Raw genomic sequence first — 11751 nt, 5'->3', positions numbered from 1 at the left:
AAAAAAATCAGATGGCTTCGCGCAGGTGGAAGGATTTCGGCCGGGTCAGGTTGTCGTAGCCGATGGCTGACAAGCCGGCCCCCTTGCCGGTGTCCTTGACGCCGGTCCAGACCAGCGCCGGGTCGAGGTAGTCGCAGCGGTTCATGAATACGGTACCGGTCTCGACGCGGTCGCCGATCGCCACCGCATGCTCGGTGTCGCGCGTCCAGATCGAGGCGGTCAGGCCGTAGGGGCTGTCGTTCATCAGCGCGATCGCCTCCTCGTCGTTGCGCACCTTCATGATGCCGACGATCGGGCCAAAACTTTCCTCGCGCATGACGCTCATCTGGTGGTCGACGCCGGTCAGCACCTCCGGCGCCAGATAGGGCGAGCCGGTCTTGTCCTGAGCCACCTTCATGTTGATATGCGCCTTGGCGCCCTTGCGCCGCGCCTCGGCCTTCTGCTCACGGATCAGGTCGGCGAAACGCGCCTGCGCCATCGGCCCCATCGTCGTCGCCTGTTCGAGCGGGTTGCCGACGACATAGTTCTTCGTCTCGGCGATGAAGGCTTCGACGAACTCGTCATAGACCCTTTCATGCACATAGACGCGTTCGATGCCGCAGCAGCACTGGCCGGAATTGTAGAAGGCGCCATCGACCAGATTGGCGACCGCATGGTCCATCTTGGCGTCGGGCAAGACATAGGCCGGATCCTTGCCCCCAAGCTCCAACCCGAGCGTCATGAAGGTGCCCGCCGCCGCCTTTTCGATGGCGCGGCCGCCGCCGACCGAGCCGGTGAAATTGACGTGGTCGATCTTGCCCGAGCCGAGCAATCTCTCTGTCTGGGCATGGTTCAGCACGATGTTCTGGAACACGCCCTTGGGTAGGCCTGCTCTGTCGAAAGCCTGCTGGAAACGCTCGCCGACCAGCAGCGTCTGCGCGGCATGTTTGAGGATGACGGTGTTGCCGGCCATCAGCGCCGGCACGATGGTGTTGACCGCGGTGAGGTAAGGGTAGTTCCAGGGCGCGATCACCATGACCACGCCGAGCGGATCCTTCTTCACATAGCGGCGGAACCCGTCCTTCGGATTGGAAGCCGGGACCGATTTCAGCGCCGCCTTGGCGATCTCGACCATATAGCTGGTGCGTTCCTTGACGCCGCCGAACTCGCCGCCATAGCGCACCGGACGCCCCATCTGCCAGGCAATCTCCGGCACGATTTCGTCGGTCATGGCGACCAACGCCTCGAGCATCGCCAGCATGTACTTGCCGCGCTCGACGATCGGAGTCTGCGCCCACTTTTCCTGCGCTGCCTTGGCACGCTCGACAGCGGCATTGACCGCCTGGTCGGTGGCGATCGGACGCTCGGCATAGACCGAACCATCGATAGGGGATTTGAGTTTCACGATTTCCAAGAAGATGTCTCCATATCGAAAGGCAAAGCGTCAGCAGGCAAGGGCGCGAACATGCCCCGCTCTCGCATAATCCAGTATCGACTGATCGCGCGTCACGAGCGTCAGATCGAACGCCCGTGCCGTCGCGATCAATATTCTATCTGCCGGATCGCCGTGAAGCGATCCGGGCAAGAAGGACGATTCAATCAATAAGCCCGGCGAAAGAGCCTCTACCTTGATGCCCGGCGTGGCGATCACTTCCCCAAAAATGCTTGTTGGCGACTTTGCTGCCGCCAATCGGCCCTTGGCGCTCAGCAGGCCCAATTCCCAGGCCGAAATGGGGGAAACCCGGATCTTCTCGTCAACAGCCGCGGCGGTATTGATCGCAGTCTTGGCTTCCGGCCTGATCGGCTCGTTCAGCGCTATCCATATGATCGCGCACGTGTCGAGCAGCAACCTATGCGTCACGGCTGCACATCAGGCTCAAAAGCCGGCCTAGTGTAATCATGTCCTGGGCAAAGCGTAACCTTGCCTGTCCATATGCCGAAAAGCGGATGGTCGATATTTTCTCGTGGAAGTTCGTAGCTAGCCTGCGCTGGCTCCGCCATTCCCGGAGGAGTCTTGTCCATGGTAGCCATGTCCGGCTTTCGATAGCCCTCGGGCCATCCCTCCAGTTTAAAATCCACGCGTTCGTTCGCAAGGTCGACATGGGACGCCCGATAGTTTGCGCGCATCCAGGCGCGTGCCTGGCTGTGCCCGTTCGGGCTGTTAGCCCACCATTCCTGCCGCTGTCGCGCCGACGGCGGCAAGCGGCCGCCTATTATTTGCTCGATGTCCGCGAAGCTCATGGACATACGGCCTTGGCCCGAGAACAGAAGATGCTCGAAAAGCGGATGGTATTTGGTTCCTTCGGTCATCGCACAAATCTAGTTCAATCCGCGTTTCCGATCAAGGTAAGGGTAGTAACTTACTATCTTTCTAGTATCGCTCGAACCCCCGATGCAGTTCCCAATCCGTAATGCGGCGGTCGTATTCCAACTGCTCCCATTTGGCGGTGTGGACGTAGTGTTCGAGCACGTCCTCGCCGAGCGCCTGTTTCAGCATCTTGGACTTGGCCAGCGTGTCGGTGGCGTCGCGCAGCGTCTTCGGGATCTCCGGCAGGCGCGAGGCCTGATAGGCGTCGCCGACGAAGGGCTTCTGCAGCTCGAGCTTCTCGTCGATGCCGGCAAGGCCGGCGGCGATCAACGCCGCGAAGGCGAGATAGGGGTTCAAGTCGGCGCCGCCGATGCGGCACTCCATGCGGATGCCCTTGGTGCCCTCGCCGCACAGGCGGAAGCCGGCGGTGCGGTTGTCCTCGCTCCACATGATCTTGGTCGGCGCGAAGGTGCCGGCCTGGAAGCGCTTGTAGGAATTGATGTAGGGCGCCAGGAACCAGGTGAACTCCTTGGCGTATTTGAGTTGGCCCGCCGCCCACTGCTGGCCGAGGCTCGACAGCGTCCAGTCGGCTTGTCTGTCGAAGAAAAGCGGCGTCTTGCCGTCGGCGCTCCACAGCGAATTGTGGATGTGGCTGGAATTGCCGGCGAGCCCGTAATTGTACTTGGCCATGAAGGAAATCGCCTTGCCTTCGGATTCGGCGATCTCCTTGGCGCCGTTCTTCAGGATGACGTGGCGATCGGCCATGTCGAGCGCCTCGGCATAGCGCACATTGATCTCTTCCTGGCCCGGCCCCCACTCGCCCTTCGAGTTCTCGATCGGGATGCCTGCCGCTTCCATCTCGTTGCGAAGCCGTCGCATGACGCCTTCTTCCTTGGTGGTGATGCCGATCTGATAATCGCCGATATAGGGCGAGGCGGTGTCGAGGCCCTGCCAGTGCTTCATGCGGGCGGAATCGTAGGTCTCGCTGAAGAGGTAGAATTCGAGCTCGGAGGCGAAATAGCCGATATAGCCGCGCTCCGTCAGCCGCTTGACCTGCTTCTTCAGGATGGCGCGCGGGGAATGCGGCAGGTCGTCATGGGTGTGGTGGTCGAGCACGTCGCAGATAACGAGCGCTGTCTTTTCCAGCCACGGAATGCGCCGCAGCGTCGCGAGGTCGGGCTTCATGACGAAATCGCCATAGCCCTTCGACCAGCTTGCCGCCTTGTAGCCGGGCACCGGCTCCATATCGATGTCGGCGGCCAGGAGATAGTTGCAGCCATGCGTCTCGTCATGCGCGGAATCGACGAAGTACTGGGCCAGGAACCGTTTTCCCGCCAGCCGCCCCTGCATATCGACGATGCAGGCCAGCACCGTGTCGATCTCCCCGCCGGAAACCGCTTTCCTCAACTGATCGAACGTGAAATTTCCGGCCATTCCTTTGGCGCTCCAGTGCTTGTCATTTCGGGCTGTCGATTTCGAAGGGTCGAAGCCATAGCCGGCGATGCGCCGGCCATGGCTGTGAGATGCTGGCCTCAGTGGCCGGTTTCGCCGACGGCCTGCTCAGCCGCCTTGATCGCCGCCTGGCGCGCCGCGATGATGTCGCCGAGCGGCGGACCCTGGAAGCGGTTGCGTTCGAAGGCAAACCAGACGATCGCGGTCAGGATGAAGAAGCCGACGGTGATGTAGAGCGCCCAGTCGTTCGGCGGCTGGATGCCGATGACGAAGATCAGGATCATCGACACGATCGACAGGACCGCAAACAGCATGAACACGCCGCGCCCCATGTTCCACGGGCCCATCTTGTCCCACTTGGGCGTGCCCCAGGCCAGCATGCCGAGCACGATCGGCACGGTGAAGGATAGGAACAGGAAGATGACGGTGCAGGAGACCACGATGGTGTAGGCCGAGGTGCCGGCAACCGAAACCAGTGTCGAGCCCCAGACGAACAGCACCGACAGGATCGATGCCGTCCAGATCGCCGCCACCGGCGTGCGGTAGGTCGGACTGACCTTGGCCAGTGCCGACGAACCCGGCAGGCCGCCGTCACGCGAGAAGGCGAAGATCATGCGCGAGGCTGAGGTGACGGTGGCGAGGCCGCACAGCAGCTGAGCGATGAACACGACGAGATAGACGAACTCCTTGAGGCCAGGGCTGACGCGCTGGTCGAAAGCCCAGAAGAACACGTTCCAGCCTTGCTTGGCGGCATCGTCCATATTCGGGATCATCAGCACGAAGGCGGCCAGGAACAGATAGCCGAATACGGCCGACCAGATCACCGACATGACCATGGCGCGCGGCACCGAGCTGGCCGCCTTGATGGTCTCCTCGGACGTATGCGCCGAGGCGTCGTAGCCGGTGATGGTGTAGATCGGCAGCAGGAGGCCGAGCGCGAACACCCAGGCGTTCGAAACCGACGGCCAGACGCCGCCTCCGGCATCGCCGGAGTAGTTATGGAAGGTGAACAGCCGGCTGAAATCCCAGGTTTCGGCGGAGAGCAGGCAGACCACCGCGATCAGGATCGAGCCGAAGAAGATGAGGTAGCCCGAGAAGTCGGTGAGCTTGGCCGTCAGCTTGATGCCGAGATGGTTGATCAGCGCCTGGGCGCCGGTGATGATGACCAGAAAGATCATCTGGTTGGTCAGCGTGCCTTCGATGCCGAGCGCCGGTCCGAAGGCGCCGATGAAGAACGTCCAGGTGCCGACATTGATGGCGCCGAGCACGGTGATCAGGCCGAGAAGGTTGAGCCAGGCCGTGACCCAGCCGGTGCCGCGGTTGCCCAGGATCGAACCCCAATGATAGAGCCCGCCGGCCGTCGGATAGGCCGAGCTGATCTGCGACATGGCGACGGCGAACGTCAACGAGACGAAGCAGCCGACCAGCCAGCCTATGCCGATGCCGATGCCGCCGGCGCCCGACGTTGCCTGCGCCAGCGAATTGATGCCGCCCGACAGGATGCAGATGATGGAGAAGGAAACGGCGAAATTCGAAAAGCGGCTGAGGCGCCGCTCCAGTTCCTGGGCGTAGCCCATGCTGTGGAGGACCTTGACGTCCTCCGCCTTGTCAACTTCGGTATATCCAGGTGCTGCCATTTTTAGTCCCCTTGCGTTCTCAGCTGGCCGATTGAACTGACTTTCCCACTGCGTGTTCCCTGGCGCCCCTGGTCTCCTCGGGCTCCAGATCCGAAAAGATGCCTGTGAGCAAATCCGCCCATTTCCGCTGCCCGGTCTCGCCGGAGATTTCATCGTTGCGGATTTCGATCATCGCGCAGGGCAGCCCGCGCGGGCGCGCATGGCGTTCCAGCGTAAAATAGACGCGGTCGGCCGGCGAATAGGGTTCGTTGACGCCGACGGTGATGCCGGCAAGCCGCCGCAGCGCCGATATCAGCGGCGCCGCCAGCCGGCGGTCGTCATCGTGAATGATGCCGATATGCCAGGGCCGGTCGCGGCCTTTGTAGACCGGCGTGAAGGAATGCACCGATACTAGCCGCGTCTCCTGGCCGCGCGCCAGCCTGTCTCCGACAATATGCTCGATGGCGCTATGGAACGGCTGCCATGACAGGGCGACCCGCGCCGCGCGCTGCTTTTCCGACAGGCCGGTGTTGCCCGGTATGGCCGTGGTTTCGCTGACCGGCGGCACCAGGTCCGGCGCGTCAAGCGGCCGGTTGCAGTCGATGACGAGACGCGAAATGCAGGTTTCGACCAGCGTCGCATCGAGCGCCTGCGCCATACGCAGCGCAACCGGCAGCGCGCCGGGATCCCAGGCGATGTGGCGCGACAGGTCCTCGGCGGTGAGGCCGAGCGTGCCGAATTCGGGGGGCAGGAAATTGGAGGCGTGGTCGCAGGTGAGCACGAAGGGGCTCGATCCGCCCGGGTTGGTCACCCTTACGGCATCAGGCGGTGCAAGGCTGGCGGGCCGTGCTTTCTCCATAGTCTGCGGTCCCCGGGGAGCGCTGTATCGTATGTTACGTATTTTGCCTCATTGCGTCCCCATGGATGATTTCATACAGTTTGTCCGGCTTTGTCAAATGCGATTTGGGGAAAACACCGTCGGCCGGGCCATGGGTGGGAAAAGATGATTTCCAGTATTGCCGAATTGATCGCCGACCGCATCGGCACGATGCCGACCGGCGAGCGGCGCGCGGCCCAGGCGCTGATAGCGAGCTATCCGATGATCGGTCTGAAGACTGTCGCCGAATTCTCGTCCGCGGCCGGCGTGTCTTCGCCGACGATCCTGCGTTTCGTTGCAAGGCTCGGCTTCCAGAACTATCCGGAGTTCCAATCGAGCCTGCAGGACGAACTGGCGGCGCAATTGCAGTCCCCTGCGACCCGCACGCTCAATCCGCCCTTGCCCGGCGGCACGGCGTCGCCGATGCTGGAGGCAACGCTCGACAACATGCGCGAGACGTTCCGGCACCTGTCCGACCAGCAGCTTGCCGACATCGCGTCCCGCCTCGCCGAACGTCGCGGCAAGACATTCCTGATCGGCGGCCGCTTCACCGACCCGCTGGCGCGCTACATGGCCGCCCACCTCGCCATCATCCAGCCTGACGTCATTCACCTCGCCGGTCAGGAAAGCATGTGGCGCGACAGGCTGATCGACATGGGCAAGCGCGACGTGCTGGTCATTTTCGACATCAGGCGCTACCAGGACAGCCTCATCCGTTTCGCCGAGAAGGCGCATCAGCGTGGCGTGCAGATCGTGCTGTTTACCGACCAGTGGCTGTCGCCGATCGCCCGCTTCGCCCGCCACGTCATCGCCGGGCGAACCGCCGTGCCTTCGGCATGGGACTCCTCGGCGGCGCTCTTCGTCGTCGCCGAAACGCTGATCGGCGCCGTCACAAGGCAACTTGAGGCCGACGGCGCCCGGCGCATCCGCGAGATGGAAGGCCTGCGTTGATGCAGCCCGGGACAAGCCTGAAACGATTTCGGTCCGAAACTGGCGTCGGGGCCGCATAACCGGCGTTGTAATCTCGAAAGTCCGGCTCGAAGTGAACTAAAAAATCAGAACGGCACGGACACCGGCAACGTTACGCATATTTAATGTGCGCGGACACTGAAGAATTGTCATAAAGGCACGATATCGGGGGCTTGCTTCTTGCCTTAGAATAGCCCCGCTGCGTCTGCTTATTTCGGGAAACCGGTGGACGGAAGGATTGTTTTGCCAACCGGAGTGCCGATGGCCGCCTGGAAACAGATACTTTTCGCCCTTGTGGTGCTGGTGGTGGCGGCTGCCGCCTGGCTGCGCTTTTTTCCAGGCGCGCCGGACGTGCTGGCGCGCTGGGGAATAGACTGGGCCTACGCGGCAACGTCTCCGGCTGAAAAAACCGGCGCCGGCACGAAATCCGCTGGCGGCGAGCGAGCCCGTCAGGTCAACGTCGTCGTCGTGCCCGCTATTTCCGCGACCATAAACGATCGGCTCCAGGCCATAGGCACCGGCCGCGCCAATGCGTCGGTGACGGTCAATCCCTACTCCTCCGGCCGTCTCGCCGAATTGCTTGTTTCGTCTGGCACCCATGTCGACAAGGGACAGGTCATCGCGACCCTCGATTCCGAGACCGAAGTGATCGCCCAGGACCGTGCCCGGCTCGCGCTTCAGGACGCCCAGGCCAAGCTCGACCGGGTCAGGTCTCTGCGCGCCTCCAATGCGGCGACACCGGTCGCCGTTGCCGATGCCGAAGTGGTGCTGGCCGGTGCCAAGCTGGCTCTACAGGATGCGGAACTCGCACTGCACCGCCGGTCTGTTCTCGCCCCGATCTCCGGCACGGTCGGCATCCTGCCGATCTCCGCCGGCAATTACGTGACCAACCAGTCGGCGATCGCCACGCTCGACGACCGTTCCTCGATCCTTGTCGATTTCCTGGTGCCGGAACGCTTCGCGGCCGCCGTCAAGATCGGCGCGCAATTGTCGGCGACGCCGATCGCCAACCCCGGCAACAGCTATACCGGCACGGTTTCGGCCATCGACAACCACATCGACGAGAACAGCCGTACGCTTCTGGTCAAGGCGACGATCGCCAACCCGGCCGATTCGCTGCGCGCCGGCATGTCGTTCGCCATCACCATGAAATTCCCCGGCGAGACCTATCCCGCCGTCAGCCCGCTGGCGATCCTATGGGGCTCGGACGGCGCTTACGTCTGGGCGGTCGAGAACGGCAAGGCCAAGCGGGTGCCGGTGCGCATCATCCAGCGCAACACCGAAACCGTCTTGATCGACGCGGAGCTGGACAGTGGCGATATGGTGGTGACCGAAGGCACCCAGAGCGTCAGCGAGGGCGGCGAAGTCCGCATCGCCCGTGGAGAGCAGCGCGCTGCGAACGCGGCCGAAGGCTCATGACCGGAGCCGTCAACGCCGCCAGCGAGACCGGCTTTACCGCCCTGTTCATCCGCAGGCCGGTCATGGCCTTGGTGCTGAATGTCCTCATCGCGGTCGCCGGCCTCGCCGCCTTCTATGGCGTCGAGATCCGCGAACTGCCTGATGTCGACCGCGCGGTCGTCACCGTTTCCACCACTTTCGAAGGCGCGGCGGCCGAAACGGTCGATCGCGAACTGACCGACACGATCGAGGGAGCTGTTGCCCGCGTTTCCGGCGTCAAGTCGATCTCGTCGACCTCGTCCTTCGGCTCGAGCCGCGTCACCATCGAATTCAACGACGGCGTCGACCTCAATGTCGGGGCCTCGGATGTGCGGGACGCCGTCGGCCGCGTCGCCAACCAGATGCCGGAGACGGCCGATCCGCCGCGCATCGTCAAGGCCGACGCCAACTCCGATCCCGTGATGCGCCTAGCCGTCACCTCCGACACCATGTCGGTGCAGGACATGACCGTCGTGGTCCAGGACCAGATCGAGGATGAACTGGCCGCCGTTCCAGGCGTCGCGGACGTCCAGGTCTATGGCGACCGCGACAAGATCTTCCGCATCGACGTCGACCAGAACAAGCTCGCCAGCCTGGGCTTCACCGTCGCCGACCTCAGGACCGCCCTTGCCTCGGTCGCCTTCGATTCACCCGCCGGCTCGATCACCACGACCGATCAGGACCTGATCGTTCGCACCACGGCCGATGTGACGACGCCGGAAGAATTCGAGAACATCATCATTGGCGGCACGACGCGCATCCGCGATGTCGCCACCGTCACGCTCGGCCCCGACATCGGCCAGACCACGTTGCGTTCGGACGGCAAGACCGGCATCGGCATCGGCATCATCCGCCAGGCGGAATCGAACACGCTGGATATCTCCACCGGCGTCAAGGCCGCCGTCGAGAAATTGCAGGCAAACCTGCCGGAAGGCATGTCGATCAAGGTCACCAGCGACGACGCGGTGTTCGTCAATGGCGCCGTGCACGAGGTGGAGATCGCGCTCGCGCTTTCCGTCTCCATCGTTCTGGTCGTCATTTATGCCTTTCTTCTCGACTGGCGCGCCACGCTCATTCCGGGCCTGTCGATGCCCGTCGCCATGATCGGCACCATTGCGGCGATCTATCTCGCTGGTTTCTCGATCAACATCCTGACGCTGCTGGCCCTGGTGCTGGCGACGGGGCTTGTCGTCGATGATGCGATCGTCGTTTTGGAAAACATCGTGCGGCGACGCAATCAAGGCATGGGGCCACGTGCCGCCGCAGTGCTCGGCGCACAGGAGGTGTTCTTCGCCGTCATCGCCACCACCCTGACGCTGGTTGCCGTCTTCGTGCCGATCTCCTTCCTGCCGGGCCAGACCGGCGGCCTGTTCCGCGAATTCGGCTTCGTGCTCGCCATGTCGGTGCTGTTGTCCTGCGTGGTCGCGCTGACGCTTTGCCCCATGCTTGCCTCGCGCATGCTGTCCACTGCTGCCCACCACCACGAGGGAGGCAACGGCGTCGGCGCACGCATCGGCGGCGCGCTGAACGCGGCCTACCGGCGCAGCCTGCATGTCTGCCTCGACGCCCCGTGGATCGTGGTGCTGGTAGCGCTGCTGTTCGCCGGCACCGCATTCGCACTGTTCGGCACCATCCGCCAGGAATTGACGCCGACCGAGGATCGCGCGGTCGTGCTGCTTCGCATCAGCGCCCCGCAAGGGGTCAGCCTCGATTACACGACGCAGCAGATGCAGAAGATCGAAAAACTGATCCAGCCGCTGCGTGATTCCGGCGAAATCGTCAGCACTTTCGAGAGCGCCGGCCAGAACGGCGCCTATAATTCAGGCTTCATGGTGATGACGCTGGCGCCCTGGGACGAGCGCAGCCGCAGCCAGCAGGAGATCATGGCCGAGATCAGCCAGCTCACCCGCCAGGTGCCCAGCGTGCGCATCTTCCCGGTGCAGCCCAACAGCCTCGGCATCCGTGGCGCCGGCAACGGCCTGCAGTTCGCGCTGGTCGGCAACGACCGCAAGGCGCTCGGCGACGCGGCCGTCAAGATCATCGCCGAGATGCAGAAGGATCCGCGTTTCCAGACACCCCGTCTTTCCATCGACCCGACCCAGCCGCAGCTCTCCGTCGCCATCGACCGCGAGCGCGCCTCCGATCTCGGCATCGACATCACCGGGCTGGCCGACACCATGCAGGCCATGCTCGACGGCAACGACGTCGTCGATGTCTACATCGCCGACCGCAGCTACGGGGTGAAGCTGGTTTCGACCACCAACCCGATCAACGATCCGACCGACCTGGAGAACGTCTTCCTGAAGACGGCTGACGGCCGTTTCGTGCCGATGTCGACCATCGCCACGCTGGCCGAGCGTGCCGTGCCGCCCTCGCTGTCGCGCGAGCAGCAGCAGCCGTCGGTGGCGATCACGTCCAACCTCGGCGGCGATTTCGCGCTCGGCTCGGCCCTTACGCGCGCCGAGGAGATCGCAACGCCGCTTCTGCCGCCGGGCAGCCGCATCGTGCCATTGGCCGAAGCGGCGACGCTGGGTGAGACCAACAGCGCCATGGTCACCATCTTCGGTTTTGCCCTGGTCATCATCCTGCTGGTGCTTGCCGCGCAATTCGAGAGCTTCGTCAGCGCCGTCATCATTATGGCGACAGTGCCGCTCGGCCTCGCCTGCGCCATCTTCGCGCTTCTGCTCTCGGGCACCAGCCTCAACGCCTACAGCCAGATAGGCCTGGTGCTGCTGGTCGGCGTCATGGCCAAGAACGGCATCCTGATCGTCGAATTCGCAAACCAGCTGCGCGATCGCGGACTGGGCGTGCGCGAGGCGATCGAACAGGCCTCGACCATTCGCTTGCGCCCGGTGATGATGACCATGATCTGCACCGTGCTCGGCGGCGTGCCGCTGGTGCTGGCGGCGGGCGCCGGCGCCGAGGCCCGTATCGCGCTCGGCTGGGTGATCGTCGGCGGACTGGGGCTGGCCACCGTCTCGACGCTGTTCCTGACCCCCGTCGCCTATCTCTTGCTCGGCCGCTTCGTCACGCCGAAGACCCACGAGGAGGCGCGGCTGAAGCGCGAACTTGAGGAAGCCGCCTACACCGATGTCGAGCCGGCTGAATAGGGA

General features: G+C 63.5%; 9 protein-coding genes. 3 read left to right on the top strand and 6 right to left on the bottom strand.

The features are described 5' to 3' along the window. Positions 1 to 7: 7 nt before the first annotated feature. From LB533_RS16555 to LB533_RS16530, 6 genes are all read right to left on the bottom strand, one after another. On the bottom strand, positions 8 to 1393 hold the full coding sequence (locus LB533_RS16555; RefSeq protein WP_224677757.1) for an aldehyde dehydrogenase family protein: 1386 nt from the start codon (positions 1391 to 1393) through the stop codon (positions 8 to 10). A gap of 30 nt (positions 1394 to 1423) precedes the next feature. Next, positions 1424 to 1828, bottom strand: coding sequence for a type II toxin-antitoxin system VapC family toxin (locus LB533_RS16550; protein ID WP_224518925.1), 405 nt, complete (start codon positions 1826 to 1828; stop codon positions 1424 to 1426). 8 nt (positions 1829 to 1836) lie between these two features. Then, on the bottom strand, positions 1837 to 2289 hold the full coding sequence (locus tag LB533_RS16545) for a hypothetical protein (protein WP_224677756.1): 453 nt from the start codon (positions 2287 to 2289) through the stop codon (positions 1837 to 1839). Between the two features lie 61 nt (positions 2290 to 2350). Beyond that, complete coding sequence (locus LB533_RS16540; RefSeq protein ID WP_224677755.1) at positions 2351 to 3721, bottom strand: glutamine synthetase family protein; 1371 nt, start codon at positions 3719 to 3721, stop codon at positions 2351 to 2353. A gap of 98 nt (positions 3722 to 3819) precedes the next feature. Beyond that, positions 3820 to 5376: an amino acid permease gene (locus tag LB533_RS16535; RefSeq protein ID WP_140496309.1), complete on the bottom strand. Its 1557-nt coding sequence runs from the start codon at positions 5374 to 5376 to the stop codon at positions 3820 to 3822. A gap of 19 nt (positions 5377 to 5395) precedes the next feature. Beyond that, complete coding sequence (locus LB533_RS16530) at positions 5396 to 6214, bottom strand: N-formylglutamate amidohydrolase (RefSeq protein WP_224677754.1); 819 nt, start codon at positions 6212 to 6214, stop codon at positions 5396 to 5398. A 144-nt stretch (positions 6215 to 6358) separates the two neighbouring features. Here LB533_RS16530 and LB533_RS16525 point away from each other — a divergent pair, with 144 nt between their 5' ends. From LB533_RS16525 to LB533_RS16515, 3 genes are all read left to right on the top strand, one after another. Beyond that, the gene (locus tag LB533_RS16525; RefSeq protein WP_224677753.1) at positions 6359 to 7183 is read left to right on the top strand and encodes a MurR/RpiR family transcriptional regulator; all 825 of its coding nucleotides are present in this window, start codon (positions 6359 to 6361) and stop codon (positions 7181 to 7183) included. 279 nt (positions 7184 to 7462) lie between these two features. Further along, on the top strand, positions 7463 to 8620 hold the full coding sequence (locus tag LB533_RS16520; RefSeq protein ID WP_224677752.1) for an efflux RND transporter periplasmic adaptor subunit: 1158 nt from the start codon (positions 7463 to 7465) through the stop codon (positions 8618 to 8620). Further along, entirely contained in the window at positions 8617 to 11748 is a 3132-nt protein-coding gene (locus LB533_RS16515) for an efflux RND transporter permease subunit (protein ID WP_224677751.1), read from the top strand. The genes LB533_RS16520 and LB533_RS16515 overlap by 4 nt, the downstream gene beginning before the upstream one ends. Positions 11749 to 11751 lie beyond the last annotated feature (3 nt).

Source organism: Mesorhizobium sp. BR1-1-13, from assembly GCF_020165515.1.
GTDB lineage: Bacteria > Pseudomonadota > Alphaproteobacteria > Rhizobiales > Rhizobiaceae > Mesorhizobium.
The sequence above is the reverse complement of the archived record's forward strand: the minus strand, read 5'-3'. Positions and strand labels throughout refer to the sequence as shown.

Excerpts from the sequence above, each read along its gene's own strand:
- LB533_RS16545 (WP_224677756.1), bottom strand. The coding sequence starts at position 2,289 with ATGACCGAAGGAACCAAATACCATCCGCTTTTCGAGCATCTTCTGTTC.
- LB533_RS16540 (WP_224677755.1), bottom strand. The coding sequence starts at position 3,721 with ATGGCCGGAAATTTCACGTTCGATCAGTTGAGGAAAGCGGTTTCCGGC.
- LB533_RS16535 (WP_140496309.1), bottom strand. The coding sequence starts at position 5,376 with ATGGCAGCACCTGGATATACCGAAGTTGACAAGGCGGAGGACGTCAAG.
- LB533_RS16530 (WP_224677754.1), bottom strand. The coding sequence starts at position 6,214 with ATGGAGAAAGCACGGCCCGCCAGCCTTGCACCGCCTGATGCCGTAAGG.
- LB533_RS16525 (WP_224677753.1), top strand. The coding sequence starts at position 6,359 with ATGATTTCCAGTATTGCCGAATTGATCGCCGACCGCATCGGCACGATG.
- LB533_RS16520 (WP_224677752.1), top strand. The coding sequence starts at position 7,463 with ATGGCCGCCTGGAAACAGATACTTTTCGCCCTTGTGGTGCTGGTGGTG.
- LB533_RS16515 (WP_224677751.1), top strand. The coding sequence starts at position 8,617 with ATGACCGGAGCCGTCAACGCCGCCAGCGAGACCGGCTTTACCGCCCTG.